Below are 15410 nucleotides of genomic sequence, written 5' to 3'. Positions count from 1 at the left end.
CATGCCGCTGACCTTGATCACCGGACCCGCGAACGCCGCCAAGGCCGGCGCGGTGCTCGACCGCCTGCGTGCCGCGATCTCGCGCGACCCGGTGCTCGTGGTCCCGACCTCGGCCGACGCCGCCCACTACGCCCGCGAGCTCGCCGGCGCGGGGATCGTGTTCGGCGCCGACGTGACGACGTTCCCGCGGCTGATGCGCGACATCGCCCGCTCGGCGGGCGTGCGCGGGCGGCCGTTGGGGAGGCTGGCGCGCGACCGCGTCGTACGGGCCGCGATCCGCGAGACCGACCTGCACGCGCTCGCGGCCTCCGCGCGCGGCCCAGGCTTCGCCGACGCCCTCGGGGACCTCTTCACCGAGCTGCAGCGCTCGCTCGCGACGCCGCAGCGGTTCGCCGCCGCCGTCCGCGCCTGGCGCGAGGCCGGCACCGCGCCGCCGCACGCGGGCGAACTGGCGGCGCTGTACTCGGCGTACCACCGCCGGCTCGAGGCGCTCGGCGCCGTCGACGCCGACGGGCTCGCCCACGCCGCGCTGGACAAGGTCCGGGAAGCGTGGGAGGGCAAGCCCCTGCTCCTCTACGGCTTCGACGACCTCACGCCCGCCCAGCTCGCGCTGGTCGAGACGCTCGTCCGCCACACGGACACCGAGGTGACGGTCGCCCTCAGCTACGAGCCGGGCCGCGCCGCGCTGGCGGGCAGCGCCGCGACCGTCGAGCTGCTGAAGCCGATCGCCCGCGAGCACGTCGTCCTCGAGGCCCGCTCCGAGCACTACGCCGCCAGCGCCCGCCGCGCGCTCCACCACCTCGAGCGCGGGCTGTTCGAGCCGCAGACGGGCGTCGTGCCGCCCAACGGCGCCGTCCGTCTGCTGGAGGCGGGCGGCGAGCGCGCCGAGGCCGAGCTCGTGGGCGCGTCGGTCCTGGAGCTGCTGCGCGACGGCATGGCGCCGGAGGACATCGCGGTCCTCGTGCGCTCCGGCGCCGATCTCTTCGCGCAGGTGCTCGAGGGCTATGGCATCCCGGTCGCCCGCGATCGCCGCACCCCGTTCTCCCACACCCGCCTCGGCACCGGCGTCCTCGCCTTCGCCCGCGCCGCACTGGGCGGCACCGCGATGGACGTCGTGACGTGGCTGCGCACGCCGGGCAAGCTCGAAGGCTCGGGGGCGGACCGGCTCGAGGTCTCGGTTCGCCGCCACGAGGCGCGGACCGCTCGCGACGCCCGCTTCTGGTGGCAGCGCATGGGCGAGCAGGACCTGATCGCGCTCGACGCGCTGGCGGACGCGGCGGAGGAAGGAGCCACGCCGTTCCTGACCGCGCTGATGAACGAGGCGGAGGCGATCTGGACCGCGCCGCACGAGCGGCGCGCGAGCGTGCTCGACGCCGGCGCGGAGGCGGACGCCCGGGCCGCGCGTGAGCTGCGGACGGCGGTCAAGGAGCTGATCCGCATCGCCGAGCAGGACCCGGAGCTGGCGGGCACGCCGGCGGAGCTGCTCGACGCGCTGGCGCGGACCGAGGTGCGCGAGACCGCGCCCGTCGAGGACGGGATGCCCGGCGTGCTGCTCGCCGACCCGCTGGCGATCCGCGCGCGGCGCTTCCGGGCGATCCTCGTGTGCGGCCTGCAGGAGGGCGAGCTGCCGCAGCGTCCACAGCCCGAGCCGTTCCTCGACGACGGAGCGCGGGCGGCGCTGGCGATCGCATCCGGGCTTGTCTTGCCACGCCACGAGGCGACGCTCCCACGTGAGCGCTCGTTGTTCTATGCCTGCGTCTCGCGACCCGAGGAGGCGCTGTTCCTGAGCTTCCGCTCGAGCGACGAGGAGGGCGGCCCGCAGCAGGCGTCGCCGTTCCTCGACGACGTCCGCGCGCTCTTCACCGACGAGCTCTGGGAGGACCGCGGGCGCCGGCTGCTGGCCGAGATCACGTGGCCGCCGGCCGAGGCGCCGACGCCGCACGAGCTGCGCCGCTCGCAGGCCGCGACCGGCGACGCGCCCGACCCGGCCCCGCTGGCCGCGCCGAGCGACCCGGCGGTGCTGCGCGCCCTCGCCGCCCGCGACCGCGAGTCCGCCCGCGGCCTGGAGACCTTCGCCACCTGCCCGGTGAAGTGGCTGGTCGAGCACGTGCTCAAGCCCGGCCCGGTCGACGCGGACCCGCTGCCGATGCGGCGCGGCTCGCTCGCCCACGAGGTGCTCGAGCGCACGCTCGCCCGCCTGAAGGAGCACACGGGATCGGCGAGGCTCACGCCCGCCTCGCTCCCGCGGGCGCTCACCGAGCTGCACACGGCGATCGGCGAGCTGCAGACCGCGGCGCGGACCACGGCCGCGAGGGCCGCCGCGCGCGCGCTGGAGGTCGACCTCGAGCGCTACATCCGCCACGAGGCCAAGACCGGCGCGGAGTGGGAGCCGACCCAGCTCGAGTGGAGCTTCGACGACTACATGCTCGACGGGGTCGCGGTCAGCGGGCGCGTCGACCGCGTCGACACGCGCGGCAACCAGGCGATCGTGCGCGACTACAAGGGCCGCACCGTCCACGCGGGCGCCCGCTGGGCGGAGGACAGCCGCATCCAGGCGGCGCTGTACGCGCTCGCCGTCCGCGAGAAGCTCGGCGTGGAGATCGCCGGCGCGCTCTATCAGCCGATCGGCACCACCGACCAGCGCCCCCGCGGCGTCGTCCGCGCCGACATCCCCGGCCGCTACGTCAACGGCGACGTGAGCGACGCGGCGCTGCTGGAGACCCGCCTGCAGGACGCCCGCACGATCGCCGCCCAGGCCGCGGCCGACCTCCGCGCGGGCCGCATCAAGCCATGCCCCGACCGCTGCGGCTACCAGGGCGGCTGCGCGCACCCGGGGATCTGCCGCTCATGAGCCGCAACTGGACGCCCGAGCAGCGCGCCGCGATCGGCGCCCGCGAGCACTCCTCGCTGCTGACCGCCAACGCGGGCTCGGGCAAGACCGCGGTGATGGTCGAGCGGATCGCGACCGCCGTGCGCGAGGACGGCGTCAACGTCAACGCCGTGCTCGCGCTCACGTTCACCGAGAAGGCGGCGGGCGAGCTGGCCGAGCGCCTGCGCCACCGCCTGCTCGAGCTCGGCGACGACGAGAGCGCCCGCGCCGTCGACGGCGGCTGGATCGGCACGATCCACGGCTTCTGCGCCCGCCTGCTGCGCGCCCAGCCGCTCGCCGCGGGGCTGGACCCGCACTTCGAGGTGCTCGAGGAGACGGCCGCCCAGCGCCTCGCGGAGGCCAGCTACGAGGCCGCGCTCGAGACGTGGGCGCGCCGTCACGGCGCCGGCGCGATCGACCTCGCCGCCTCCTACGGCCCCGGCCTGCGCGACCTCGTCCAGGACGCCTACGCGAGCCTGCGCGCCCGCGGCCACGCCCGCCCCCGCCTGGTGATCCCGCCGCCCGTTCCGGCGCCGGACCCGGCCGCGCTCGCCGCCGCGAGGGAGGCCGCGGCGCGCGACCTGGCGACCGCGGGCGACGGCGTCCGCGTCGCGGCGGGACGAGACGCGCTGGAGCTCTGCGGCGAGCTGCTCGAGGCGGCGCTCCCGCAGGCCCCCGCGGCGCCGGGCCCCGCCGGCGCCACGCCGGGCTCAACCGGCCCCACGCCTGGCCCCGCCCGGGCTTTGCCGGGCCCGGCCGGGGCGGGGCAGGTGCCGTGGCCGGGCGCGCTCAACCCGGCCGAGCTCAAGGGCGGCGCGAAGGCGCTCACCTCGGACGCGTGCGAGGCCTACCGCGCCGCGTTCACCGCCTACCGCGCGGCGTGCGCGGACTTTCACGCCGTCACCGCGCTCGCGTTGATCGACGCGCTCCTCGACGCCTACGGCGCCGCGTACGACGACGCGAAGGCCGAGCGGGCGGCGATCGACTTCGACGACCTCGAGCTGCGCGCCCGCGACCTCCTGCATGACGAGCCGACCCGCGCCAAGTGGGCGGAGCGGTTCGAGCTGATCATGATCGACGAGTTCCAGGACACGAACGCGGTCCAGCTCGGCATCCTGCAGTCGCTCGAGCGCGACAACCTGTTCGCGGTCGGCGACGAGTTCCAGTCGATCTACCGGTTCCGCCACGCGGACGTGAACATCTTCCGCGGACGGGCGAGCACGCTCGACCCGCGCGAGGTCCGCCGCCTGTCGATGAACTTCCGCAGCCGCGAGGAGCTCCTGGACGTCCTCAACGCCGCCTTCCGTCCCGAGCTGGGCGAGCGCTTCGCCCCGCTCAACGCCGGCCGCAAGGAGCTGAGCGTCGACGAGCACGGGGCGCTGCGGCTCTTCGACGTCGGCCCGCCCAGCGGTCAGCCGCCCGTCGAGCTGCTCGTGACCGGGACCCAGGGGTGGGACGAGCTGGCGCCGCGCCTGGGTCTCGCGCAGGGGGGAGACCAGCCCTGGCGGCGCGCGGAGGCACGCCTGCTCGCCGACCGCCTGCGCCGCGAGCTCGACGGCGGGCGCCGCGCCGGCGACATGGTCGTGCTCGTCCGCGCGACCGCCTCCCTGCGTCTGCTGGAGGAGGCGCTGGAGGAGCAGGGCCTGCCGACGTACGTCGTCGGCGGCCGCGGCTACTGGAGCCAGGAGCAGGTCCGCGACGGCCTCGCCTGGCTGCGCGTGCTCGCCAACCCACAGGACGAGGAGGCGCTGCTGATCGTGCTGTCCTCGCCCTTCCACGGCGCGGACACGGACGAGCTGTTCCGCCTGACCCAGGACGGTCACGCCCGAGGCAGCCTGTGGGACGCCGTGCAGGCGACCGGCAGCCCCGTCGCCCGCCTGCTCGCCGCCGAACGAGAGCACGCGCAGCGCGCCCCGCTCGAGGTGCTGCTCGAGCGCGCGATCGTCGCCACCGGCTACGACCTCGCCACGCTCGCGCGCCCAGGCGGCGACCGCCGCCTCGCGAACCTGCGCAAGCTGATGCGGCTGGCGGGCGAGTACGAGCGCTCCGAGGGCCGCGACTTGCGCGGCTTCCTCGCCGACGCCCAGGCGCGCGACCTCGCCGAGGCCCGCGAAGGCGAGGCCGCCCTGGAGTCCGAGGGCCTGGACGCCGTGCGTCTGATGACGATCCACCGCGCCAAGGGCCTCGAGTTCCCCGTCGTCTGTGTCGCCGACCTGGGCCGCAAGGCGGGCGGCACCCGCTCACCGCTGCTCGTCGCCGACGACGGCACCGCGGGCCTACGGCTCGCCCCGCTCGGCGGCGGCGACACGATCCCCACGACCACCTGGACCGACCTCGCCGACGCCGACGCCGAGGCCGACGCCGAGGAGGAACGCCGCCTCTTCTACGTCGCGATGACCCGCGCCAAGGAGCTGCTGATCCTCTCCGGCGGCACCGACATCTCCCGCTGGCCGTCCCCCCGCCCGGGCGGCCCGCCCCTCGACTGGATCGCCCGCGCGATGGTGGGCCTGCCCGAAGTGGTGTTCGCGCGCGCCGCGGAGGCGGCGGGTGGCGCCGCGGGCAGCCCAGGCGCGGCGGGCGCCGCCGCGGGCGCGGCCGGCGCGGCCGGCGCGGCGGGTGGCGCCGCGGGGGCCGCCGGCGCGGCGGGTGGCGCCGCGCCCCGCGCGCGGTCTCGCCGCGCCCAGCCGGACTCGCCGGCGGCGGCCGAGCTCCTCGTGCGCGACTGGGACGGGCGCCAGGCGCGGGTCGTCGCGCAGCTCAACGTGCCCGAGACGTTCGGCACCGTCCTCACCGAGCGGGCGCTCGAGTCGCGCCCGCGGGCGCGCGCCGCCAAGCCGACGACCGCGCTGCCTGCCAAGCCCGCGTTCGTCCCGCCCGCGCCGGCCCGCGCGCGGCCGACGCCGCAGCGGCTGAGCTACTCGCAGCTGACCGATTACGCCAAGTGCGGCTACCGGTTCTACCTACGGCGCGTGCTCGGGCTGCCGGACGTCACGCCCCCGCCGCCGGAGGTCGAGCCGGAGGTCGTGGCGGGTATCGACCCGCGCACGCGCGGCTCGATCGTCCACCGCGCGCTCGAGGCGATCGACTTCCGCGATCCCAAGGCGCCCGACGAGCAGACCCTGCGCGCGTTCGGCGACGACGCGGGCGTCACGCTCACCGACCAAGAGCTCCAGGAGATCAACGCGTTCGTCCAGGCGTTCGCGGACTCACCGCTGAGCAAGCGGCTGACCGAGGCGACGAGCACGACCCGCGAGGCGTGGTTCGCGTTCGCGCTGGAGCCCGACGGCGGCGGCCCGCTGGTGCGCGGCATCGTCGACGTCTACGCCCACGAGGCCGACGGCGCCCACCTGGTCGTCGACTACAAGACCGACCACGTCCCCGACGACGCGACCCCCGCCGAGTACATCGCGCGCAACTACGAGACGCAGCGGCTCGTCTACGCGCTCGCCGCGCTCAGAGCGGGCGCGCCGAAGGTCGAGGTCGCCTACTGCCTGCTCGAGCGCCCCGGCGACACCGTCACCACGACCTACCAGGCTGACGACGCCCCCGAGCTCGCCGACGCGCTCGCTAGCCTCGCCCACGGCCTGCTCACCCACGACTACGCGGTCACGAAGACTCCGCACCGCGAGCTGTGCGGCGACTGCCCCGGCCGCCACGCGCTCTGCAGCTACTCACAAGAGGAGACGCTCAGGAGTTCGGCGGAGCATGATCGGTCCGACCGGGATGCTCCGGCGGGCTCTAGGCCTCCGCCGGCTCTTTGGCCGGGAGCACCGGCCCGTCGTACGTCGCAGGGAGGTGCTCCGCCCGCCGCAGATCCACTACTGCGTTGAGCTCGGCGCCGAAGAGCACGGCGACGTTGGTCACCCACAGCCACACGAGCAGGATCACCGCGCCCGCGAACGCGCCGTACGTCGCCGAGTACGACGAGAAGTTCGAGACGTAGACGAAGAACAGGCCGGAGACGACGATCCAGAGCAGGACGCCGGTGACCGCACCCGCCGTGATCCAGCGGAACTGGCGCACCTCGGCGTTCGGGGCGGCGTAGTAGACGATCGCGTAGATCGCCATGGCGACCAGCAGCGCGGCCGGCCAGCGCAGGTACATCCAGAGCGACGCGGCGGTGTCGCCGAGGCCGATCTTGTCGAAGACGTCGGCGGCGAGCTGGCCGCCGAGGAAGATCAGCACGAAGGTGATCAGCGCGAGGCCCATCAGCAGCAGCGTCCACGCCAGGTCCTGGACCTTGCGCTTGACGAAGCCGCGGCCTTCCTCGACCCGGAAGATCTTGTTCAGCGCCCGCCCGACCGCGGCGAACGCGCCAGACGCGCCGTTGAGCGAGATCATCAGGCCGACGATCAGCGCGACGACGGCCTTGCCGCGCTGGTCCTGGGCGGAGCGAAGCGCGCTGGTCACGGCGTCGACGGTGTTCTGCGGCGCGCCGGCGTCGCGCAGGTAAGAGGCGGCGTCGTCGATCAGCCCTTGCTGGCCGAAGACGCCCAACAGCGCCGCACAGAAGAGCAGCGCCGGAAAGAGCGAGAGCAGCGAGTAGTAGGTGAGCGCCGCCGCGTCATCGGTGATCGAGTCCTTGCGGCAGCGCCCGAACGCGCTCTTGAAATCCCCGAACGTCAGTGCGGGGCCCGCGAGGCGGCCGTCGGTGACGGCCGCGCCTTCACGCGGGGTTCCGGTCAGACTCCGCGCCTTCCGCCCCAGCGGTTGCCGAGACCGTACCCGCCACTGGGGATGCCGGCGAGCAGAACGAGGATCGCGGCGATGATCGCGACGATCGCGGGAAGACCAAGGACGACACAGAGCGCGTACACGAGCGCAGCAAGCAGTACAGCAATCAGAATTCCGATCACTTCCAGCCCTTTCTCTCGAAGAACCTAACTGTCTGTGATGCTTCCCACAAGCGCGAGCGATCAATCCGACCTGTCAATCGCCGTTGCCGCCGCTCAGGCGGCCTTCAGGGCCGCCGAGGCCGCCCGCACCGACCCGCTCAACCCGCGCGCCAAGGGCGTCAGCGCCGACCTCGTCACCGACGCGGACGCCAAGGCCGAGGCCGCCGCGGTCGAGGTCCTGCGCGCCCACCGGCCCGCCGACGCCATCGTCGGCGAGGAGGGCGCCAACGACGCCGGCGAGACCGGCCGTCGCTGGTTCATCGACGGCATCGACGGCACGGTGGCGTTCGCCAGCCGGATCGCCACGTGGTGCAGCGCCGTCGTGCTCGAAGGCCGGGCCGCGGCGGTCTACGACGGCGACGAGCTCTACACGGCGGCGCGCGGCGAGGGCGCCCACGTGGACGGGCAACGGCTCCAGGTGCGCGAGGGCCGCACGCTCAAGACCGCCCACGTCGCCACGTTCTTCCGTCAGGACCGCCTCGTCGCACCGGGCGTGCGCGCCAACGCGCACACGATCGTCGACGCCGCAGGCCTCTTCCGCCACGCCGGACCTGGCACGCTCGAGCTCGCCTGGGTCGCCGCGGGCCGCCTGGACGCCTGGATCCAGCCCGCGACCGACCCGTGGGACTGGCTTCCGGGCGCGCTCCTGGTCACCGAGGCGGGCGGCGTCGCCACGATCGTCGAGCGCGAGACGCGCTGGCACGTGGCCGGCGCGTCAGCGGTGGTTGACGAGCTCGTGGCGCTACTTCGGTAGCAGCGCGTGCCCGTCGAGCACGCTCTGCGCAACCTCGACCACGCGCCGCGAGCCCGAGCGCGCGTGGTCGCGCAGCAGCTCGAACGCGCGCCGGTCGTCGACCGAGTGGCGCTCCATCAGGATGCCCTTCGCGCGCTCGATGACCGCGCGCCGCTCGAGCGCGGACTCGAGCTGGGAGACCTTCTCGCGCAGTCGCTGCTCGTCCCGGTGACGCGCCAGTGCGACCTCGATCGCGGCCTGCACGTCGGCGGGCGCCCAGGAGTCCACGTAGCCCGCGATCCCCATGTCCGCGGCCTGCGCGATCGTCTTGTTCTCCTCGACCTCGCGGATCGTGACCAGCACCGGGCCGGACGCGAATTCGACGGTCTCGGCGATCAGCGCGAGCCCGTGGGCGTCGTTGCCGTCGAACACCACGAACGCCAGGTCGGGGTCCTCGCGCGCGATCAGCTCGACCGCCTCCGACACGGACACCGCGAACGGCGTGACCTCGTGTCCGAGCGCCTCGAGCACGTCGCCGAGCTCGCGCAGCTCCTCCTCGCGGTCGTCCGCGAGCAGGACCCTTAAGTTCTTCTCCGTCATCGTCATCGCGTCAGTCCTTCTCTACACTTCATAGACCTCCCGGCCCAGAGACCCGCCGGAAGAGCAGCGCGCCCCTGAACCCCGGCGCGAGCTTCTTTCCGACGAACAGAGTTGGGCTTGAACGAACACCAGTTGGGCGCGAGTGCGCCGCGAGCATACCCGCCAGAGAACGGCGATCGAGAGGCGCGCCTCCGCGCCGACCGCGCGCTGCTGGTGCGCGCCCACCACGGCGACCAGTCGGCGCGCGAGCAGCTCGTGCAGCGCTTCCTACCGCTCGCGCGCCAACTCGCACGCCGCTACCAGCGGGGCGGCGAGCCGCTCGACGACCTGACGCAGGTCGCCTCGCTCGGCCTGCTCAAGGCGATCGACCGCTTCGACCCGCAGCGCACGACGGCGTTCTCGAGCTTCGCCGTGCCGACCATCCTGGGCGAGCTCAAACGCCACTTCCGCGATAAGGGCTGGTCGGTGCGCGTCCCGCGCGACCTGCAGGAGCTGACGGTCCGCCTGGAGCCGGCGACCGAGGCGCTCGCGCGCCAACTCGGGCGCACGCCGACGACGGCCGAGCTGGCGGAGCACCTCGACGTGACCGTCGAGCAGTTGCTCGAGGCGCGCGAAGCGGCCGGCGCGTACCGAGCCGTCTCGCTCGATCGCCCGCGCGACGACGACGAGGACGGCGACGGGCTCGCCGCGGGCTTCGGCGTCGAGGACGAGGGGTTCTCGGAGGCCGAGGACGCCGCGACCGTCTCGCTCCTGATGCGGGTGCTGTCCGACCGCGAGCGCGAGGTCCTGCGGCTGCGCTTCGCCGAGGACCTGACCCAGGCGGAGATCGGCACGCGCATCGGCGTCTCGCAGATGCATGTGTCGCGAATCATTCGCCAGGCGCTCACGCAGCTGCAGCACGCGGCAGAGGAGTAGGTTGCCCGGGCATGGAGCACTGGGACCTGCGCACCCTCGAGGTCGAGCCGCACCAACCGAAGATCCTGCACTCCGCGCGCGGTGAAGCGCGGTCGATCCTGATCAACCTCCCGGCTGGGGAGGAGTTGCAGGACCATCAGGTGCATGAGCGCGCGTACGTGGTCGTCATCGACGGCGAGGTGGAGCTCGGCGGGCAGATCGGCGGCGCCGGGAGCGCCGCCGTCTTCGACCCGAACGAGCGCCACGCGGCGAAGGCGGTCTCCGACGCGCGGCTGCTGATCGTGCTCGCGCCCTGGCCCGGCAACGGGCACCCGGGGGCGCGTGATCCTTCTTAGTGAGGCGTGGGCGTCCCGGGCGTGTGGAGCAGGTTCTTTACGCCCGTGATGCCCGTGACCTTGCCGGCGTCCTTGGCCAGGCGCTTGGACCACTCCTCGTCGGGGACGGTGCCGCGCAGGTAGGCGACGCCGTCCTGGACGTCGACGGAGATCGTGCTCTTGGGCGCGTCGGCCGGCCGGAAGATCTCCGACCGCACGCGGTCGGCGAGCGTCATGTCGTCCATGGGTTCGTGGCGGTGCGGCGTGACGGCGTGGACGGCGCCCTTCATCGCGTTGGCGGAATGGTGGGCCTGCGTCGAGGCGGCCGACGCGGCGGTTGACGCCGCGGAGGCGGCTTTTCGCCCGGTGGCGGGCGTGAGGAAGCGCGCGGCTGCGGCTCCCGTGGCCACACCGAGCGCGAAGGAGAAGACGGTTCGCATACTCCTCGGCTACCCAGGCCCGGGGGTCAGTAACGCGCGCGCCGACGTCGGCGCGGAAGCCGACGTCGCTTTTTGTCGCTCCCCCGTCGCAGGCGGTTGACGACCTCGTCGGACCACTCGTGCGTGCGCAGCAGCAGGTAGCGCTGGCCGGCGAGGCGCATGTACGCCTCGGCCTCGGTCTCCTCGGGCTCGGTCAGCCCGCCCTCGGCGAGCATGTCCGAGACCGGCGCGTACTCCTGCTCGAACCAGCGCTTGGCGACCTCGTAGCGGTCCGCGAAGTGCCCGCGTTCCTGCATCATCCGGAAGCCCCAGGCCTCGACCATCTCGGCCAGCCATCCGAACTCCCACGGGTCCGAGAGCTTGATCCGCTCGCGCTGGGCGGCGGTCAGCGGCACGCGCTCGCGGAACAGCCGCTCGTGGTCCTTGAGCGGCAGCTCGGACACGCGCAGGTCGTGCGAGAGCTTGAGCTTGGTCGTGACCTCGGTGACGTAGGCGTCGATGTCGTCGCGGCCCTGCGACTTGGCCACCGACACGCGGTGGTGGCCGTCGCGCACGAAGTACAGGTCGCCGACCTTGTACAGCGAGACCGGGGGCATCGCCTCACCGCGCCGCTGCGCGGCCGCGATCCGCTCCCAGCGCGAGCGCAGGCGCTGCGTGGTCGGGCGGAAGCCGCGGTCGAAGTCGGCCGCGCGGTCGACGGTGCCGACGATGTCGTCGAGTTGGACGACCTGCAGCCCGCGATCGACCTGGCCGACGCGTCCCAGCGCCTCGACGACCTCCTCGAACGGGAGGATCATCGCCACGTCGTCGGGTTCGCCGCGCAGCCGCCGCGCGACGTCGGACAGCAACCGCGCCCGCCGGGCGCGGCTGAAGTCGTGCTGGGCGTCCTGCGAGGGGGAGCCGGTGCTCATCCGGCTCCCGAATCTAGCTAAGCACCCACAGCGTTGCCGTTGAGGGCCTCGTCGAGCGTGGCGACGATCGTGAAGACGCTGTCGAGCCCGGTGATCCGGAACGTCTTGACGATCGCGTCGTTGGAGCAGACGATCACGAGCGACCCCTCCAATCGGCGCAGTCTTCGGTGGGCGCCGATCAGGACGCCGAGCGACGAAGAGTCGATGAAGGTCGTCTCCGTCAGATCGACGATCACGTGGGTGCGCCCGGCGTCGATCGGGGCGGAGACGCGCTGCTTGAACTCCGGGGCGGTGAACAGGTCGATCTCGCCTGTGACCGCGACGACGTGCGTCTCACCGTCGACAATCCGGTCCTCGATTGAAAAAGCCATGGCCATCGGGGCTGTTCATCCCCGGCAAACGCGTTCTTCAATCCAGGCGGAACGTTTAGGAGTCTGTTGACGAATGGTCGGTCCGACCGATGTGGTGCAGCCGCCAGTGGTTCGGGCCGCCCGCGCTCGCGCTGCGTGGCCCTGCCACGTGAGCAGCGTGGGTGGCGCGAAACGCCGCGGATGTGCCGCAGCGGGCGTACCGGTATTCGTCAACCGGCTCCTTAGTTCGCCGCGCCCGCGTACTCCAAGCGGACGTGCAGGTACTCGCGCTCGCCCTCGGGCGCCACCCGCAGCTCGTCGGCGAGCTGCTCGATGACGTTGCCCACCCCGGGCACCGCCGCGTCCACGACGAGTGCGTCGCCGCCGCCGGGGCGGAGTGGGCCGACCCGCAGGCTGAGCGTGCGCGGGCCGGGCTCGAAGGCCACGTCGACGGTCCCGTGCAGCACGTGCGCGGGTGCGCGGGCGGCGATCAGGTCCGCGACCAGGACGGCGTCGTCCAGCCGGTCGAGCGGGAGGTCGGCACGCGCGGCGAGCATGCCCACCACGCGGCGCAGGATCGGCCCGACCAGCGGGCCGGCGGCGATCGAGACGGTCGTCGGGGCGTCCGCGCCGTCGGTGTTCGCCGTCACGCGACGTCCCCGCGGCGCTGCCGGGAGAACGTCATCGCCACGCGGCTTCCGCCGCCTGGCACCGGCTGAAGCTCCACCTCGTCCGCGATGGCCGCGATCAGCGGCAGGCCGAGACCAGGACCCGTGGTGTCCGAGCTGGTCCCGATACCCCGTCCGTGATCGGAAACGATGACGGTCACTTGCTCCTCCAGCGGCTGGATCGAGATCTCGACCGGGCCGGTCTGTTCAGGCGGATACGCATGGCGGACGACATTTGTACAGGCCTCGGTGACCGCGAGGCGCAAGTCCTCGACGAGGTCGTCGGGCAGCCGCAGCGCCTCCGCGAACGCGCCGAGCACGTGGCGGATCACCGACACGTTCTCCGGTCGGGCCGGGAGCGTGAGCTTGACGTCGGTGTCAACCCGTTGCATGGCGGTCACGGGCTTGAGCTGGGTTTGTGCGGAGCTGCCCATTGAGATTCACGCGTCCTGATACCCCCGCCGATCAGCGTCCTAACCGTGGCAGAGGACTCTTTCTTGCCGTCGGAAGGATGACACGTCGTCACACGTGCTCGCGCCGCTCAGATGGGGCGGGGATTCGGGTCCGGCGGCAGCGGGATCGGGTCCGGCGTGGGCACCGGCGGCTGCGGGTCGGGACCGGGGGTGGGGGGCCTCGGAGTAGGGGTCATCGCACCGTGGGCTTCCCGCGCAACGCGCGCGCTTAACGCAAACGGGGCGCCCGGTCCAGGCGCCCCGTTCACTGAGGAGGAGGGTTGTGGCGCGCCAGTCGGAGAGTGGAGGGCATCCGTTCAGCGCGTCGAGGCGTTTGTCTCCGGGACGCTTATGCCCTAAACCAACGCACGCTCAATCTGTGCTCAAAGCGTCCAGAATGTCAGCGCGTGGACCTGCGGCCCTCGGCCTCGCCGCCGTCGACGGCGGGCGCGACATCCGGACGGTTCTCCTCGCGGCGGAACCGCGCCTCGTCGTCGCTGATCTCGCTGGTGTCGCCGAGCGGTGTCGGGTCGGGCGACAGGTTGCTCTTCTTGGTCGCGTTCGTGACCAGGAACAGCACGAAGCCGCCCACGATCAGGAGGACGAGGATGGCGGCGATGACATATCCCATACCGATCGCGCTACCCGGCGTTGCGTGACGGTGAAACGGCGTCGCGTTCGGGTAGCGCCGAGGCCATGGCAGATGAACTGAAGGGCAAGAAGATCGCATTCCTCGCCGCCGAGGGCGTCGAGCAGGTCGAGCTGACCGAGCCGTGGAAGGCGGTTGCCCAGGCGGGCGCCGAGCCCGTGCTGGTCTCGGTCGACTCCGGCACGGTGCAGGCGTTCAACCACCTCGACAAGGGCGACACGTTCGACGTCGACCAGACCGTCGCCGAGGCGTCCGCGTCGGACTTCGACGGGCTCGTGCTCCCGGGCGGCGTCGCCAACCCGGACTTCCTGCGCACCGACGAGGACGCGGTCGGCTTCGTGCGCGCGTTCTTCGAGCAGGCCAAGCCGGTCGGCGTGATCTGCCACGGCCCGTGGACGCTCGTCGAGGCCGACGTCGTGCGCGGGCGCACGCTGACGTCGTGGCCGTCGTTGAGGACCGACCTCGAGAATGCGGGCGCGACCTAGGTCGACGAGGAGGTGCACGTCGACGAGGGCCTGACGAGCTCGCGCAACCCGGACGACCTGCCCGCCTTCTGCGCCAAGATCGTCGAGGAGTTCGCCGAGGGCGAGCACGCGGGACAGGCGGCGAGCTTGCGCACGTGAGGGTTTGAACGAGCGCCGAGCGGGTTATTGGACGACCCGAGGCCGGCACGGGAGGCGTCCGGCTCCATCGACCACGGACGCTGCTATGGATACTCTCGAAGCTACCTCGCCGGCTGCGCCCATACGACACGAGTCGGAGCGGCGGTTTCCGGCCCGAGAGGAGAAGCCTTTCGCGATGAGCTCCGTCCCCGCGGGACGGCCCGAGGATGGTCCGAGCCGGTCAGAGGAAGACCGTCGCCTGCTGGTCCGCTACCACCGCCACGGAGACCAGGCGGCGCGGGAGCAATTGGTGCAGCGCCTGCTCCCGCTCGCCCGTCGTATGGCGCGCCGGTACCGCCGCTCGGACGAGCCGCTCGACGACCTCGTGCAGGTCGCGACGCTCGGGCTCATCAAGGCGATCGATCGCTTCGACCCCGCGCGGGAGACCGCGTTCTCCTCGTACGCCGTGCCGACGATGCTCGGCGAGCTCAAGCGCTACTTCCGCGACAACGGCTGGGCGGTCCACGTCCCGCGCGGGATGCAGGAGCGCGTGATGCAGGTCGACAACGCGATGAAGGACCTCTCGCGCCGGCTCGGCCGCTCCCCCTCGGCGGCGGAGGTGGGCCAGCAGCTCGGTCTGTCGACGGAGCAGGTGCTCGAGGCGATGGAGGCCGCGTCCGCGTATGACGCCGTCTCGCTCGAGTCCTATCGCTTCGGCGACGAGGGCGACGGGGAGACCTACGCCGAGTCGATCGGCGTCGAGGACGATCGCTTCGAGCTCGTCGAGTACGGCGCGACGATCGCCCCGACGCTACAGGCGCTCCCCGCCCGCGACCGGATCGTCCTGCACCTGCGCTTCGTCGAGGACATGACGCAGGCGGAGATCGCCGAACGCGTCGGCGTCTCCCAGATGCACGTGTCCCGCCTGATCCGCCGCGCGCTGGAACGCCTGCGCACGGTCGCAGAGCACTCCGGTTAGGAGCCGGTCGACGAAAACCGGTGCGCCCGCTGC

15 protein-coding genes and 1 pseudogene are annotated in these 15410 nt (G+C 73.0%); 7 read left to right on the top strand and 9 right to left on the bottom strand.

The window, feature by feature from the left end; translation table 11 throughout:
* Nucleotide 1: 1 nt before the first annotated feature.
* The gene (locus G569_RS0118900; protein ID WP_037497628.1) at nucleotides 2-2851 is read left to right on the top strand and encodes a PD-(D/E)XK nuclease family protein; all 2850 of its coding nucleotides are present in this window, start codon (nucleotides 2-4) and stop codon (nucleotides 2849-2851) included.
* Nucleotides 2848-6699 (top strand): UvrD-helicase domain-containing protein, encoded by a 3852-nt coding sequence (locus tag G569_RS0118895; protein WP_028064569.1) that lies wholly within the window; start codon nucleotides 2848-2850, stop codon nucleotides 6697-6699. The genes G569_RS0118900 and G569_RS0118895 overlap by 4 nt, the downstream gene beginning before the upstream one ends.
* Here G569_RS0118895 and G569_RS61240 read toward each other — a convergent pair.
* Both G569_RS61240 and G569_RS65430 read right to left on the bottom strand, forming a co-directional pair.
* Nucleotides 6608-7408 carry a YihY/virulence factor BrkB family protein gene (locus tag G569_RS61240; RefSeq protein WP_245602517.1) on the bottom strand — a complete coding sequence of 267 codons (801 nt, stop codon included), beginning with the start codon at nucleotides 7406-7408 and terminating at the stop codon, nucleotides 6608-6610. The two genes, G569_RS0118895 and G569_RS61240, sit on opposite strands and share 92 nt — an antisense overlap.
* Nucleotides 7409-7551: 143 nt before the next feature.
* Nucleotides 7552-7725 (bottom strand): hypothetical protein, encoded by a 174-nt coding sequence (locus G569_RS65430; protein ID WP_245602518.1) that lies wholly within the window; start codon nucleotides 7723-7725, stop codon nucleotides 7552-7554.
* A 37-nt stretch (nucleotides 7726-7762) separates the two neighbouring features.
* Here G569_RS65430 and G569_RS58390 point away from each other — a divergent pair, with 37 nt between their 5' ends.
* Nucleotides 7763-8518 (top strand): inositol monophosphatase family protein, encoded by a 756-nt coding sequence (locus G569_RS58390; protein WP_084285199.1) that lies wholly within the window; start codon nucleotides 7763-7765, stop codon nucleotides 8516-8518.
* On the opposite strand, the gene G569_RS0118875 is transcribed toward G569_RS58390, so the two are convergent.
* Nucleotides 8507-9103, bottom strand: a complete 597-nt coding sequence (locus G569_RS0118875; protein ID WP_028064566.1) for an ANTAR domain-containing response regulator — start codon at nucleotides 9101-9103, stop codon at nucleotides 8507-8509. The genes G569_RS58390 and G569_RS0118875 overlap by 12 nt on opposite strands.
* 111 nt (nucleotides 9104-9214) lie before the next feature.
* Here G569_RS0118875 and G569_RS0118870 point away from each other — a divergent pair, with 111 nt between their 5' ends.
* Nucleotides 9215-10012, top strand: coding sequence for a SigB/SigF/SigG family RNA polymerase sigma factor (locus G569_RS0118870; RefSeq protein ID WP_169542188.1), 798 nt, complete (start codon nucleotides 9215-9217; stop codon nucleotides 10010-10012).
* A gap of 11 nt (nucleotides 10013-10023) precedes the next feature.
* Complete coding sequence (locus G569_RS0118865; RefSeq protein ID WP_028064564.1) at nucleotides 10024-10347, top strand: pirin family protein; 324 nt, start codon at nucleotides 10024-10026, stop codon at nucleotides 10345-10347.
* On the opposite strand, the gene G569_RS0118860 is transcribed toward G569_RS0118865, so the two are convergent.
* The 6 genes from G569_RS0118860 to G569_RS0118835 form a co-directional block, all read right to left on the bottom strand.
* Nucleotides 10344-10766, bottom strand: coding sequence for a BON domain-containing protein (locus tag G569_RS0118860; RefSeq protein ID WP_028064563.1), 423 nt, complete (start codon nucleotides 10764-10766; stop codon nucleotides 10344-10346). The genes G569_RS0118865 and G569_RS0118860 overlap by 4 nt on opposite strands.
* A gap of 26 nt (nucleotides 10767-10792) precedes the next feature.
* Complete coding sequence (locus G569_RS49700) at nucleotides 10793-11677, bottom strand: ParB N-terminal domain-containing protein (RefSeq protein ID WP_053226652.1); 885 nt, start codon at nucleotides 11675-11677, stop codon at nucleotides 10793-10795.
* A 17-nt stretch (nucleotides 11678-11694) separates the two neighbouring features.
* Nucleotides 11695-12048: an STAS domain-containing protein gene (locus tag G569_RS0118850; RefSeq protein WP_028064562.1), complete on the bottom strand. Its 354-nt coding sequence runs from the start codon at nucleotides 12046-12048 to the stop codon at nucleotides 11695-11697.
* A 221-nt stretch (nucleotides 12049-12269) separates the two neighbouring features.
* The gene (locus tag G569_RS0118845) at nucleotides 12270-12677 is read right to left on the bottom strand and encodes a hypothetical protein (protein ID WP_028064561.1); all 408 of its coding nucleotides are present in this window, start codon (nucleotides 12675-12677) and stop codon (nucleotides 12270-12272) included.
* Nucleotides 12674-13129 carry an ATP-binding protein gene (locus G569_RS49695; protein ID WP_053226648.1) on the bottom strand — a complete coding sequence of 152 codons (456 nt, stop codon included), beginning with the start codon at nucleotides 13127-13129 and terminating at the stop codon, nucleotides 12674-12676. Before G569_RS49695 ends, G569_RS0118845 begins: the two co-directional genes overlap by 4 nt.
* 418 nt (nucleotides 13130-13547) lie before the next feature.
* On the bottom strand, nucleotides 13548-13778 hold the full coding sequence (locus G569_RS0118835; RefSeq protein WP_028064560.1) for a hypothetical protein: 231 nt from the start codon (nucleotides 13776-13778) through the stop codon (nucleotides 13548-13550).
* Nucleotides 13779-13843: 65 nt separating this feature from the next.
* On the opposite strand from G569_RS0118835, the pseudogene G569_RS49690 reads away from it, so the two are divergent.
* Together G569_RS49690 and G569_RS49685 are read left to right on the top strand one after the other, a co-directional pair.
* Nucleotides 13844-14419, top strand: a pseudogene (locus tag G569_RS49690) (type 1 glutamine amidotransferase domain-containing protein).
* 175 nt (nucleotides 14420-14594) lie between these two features.
* Nucleotides 14595-15377 (top strand): SigB/SigF/SigG family RNA polymerase sigma factor, encoded by a 783-nt coding sequence (locus tag G569_RS49685; protein ID WP_169542187.1) that lies wholly within the window; start codon nucleotides 14595-14597, stop codon nucleotides 15375-15377.
* Nucleotides 15378-15410 lie beyond the last annotated feature (33 nt).

The sequence above is a fragment of the Solirubrobacter soli DSM 22325 genome (genome assembly GCF_000423665.1).
Lineage (GTDB): Bacteria > Actinomycetota > Thermoleophilia > Solirubrobacterales > Solirubrobacteraceae > Solirubrobacter > Solirubrobacter soli.
Note: the sequence above shows the minus strand (reverse complement) of the source record. Positions and strands in the feature narration are given on the sequence as shown.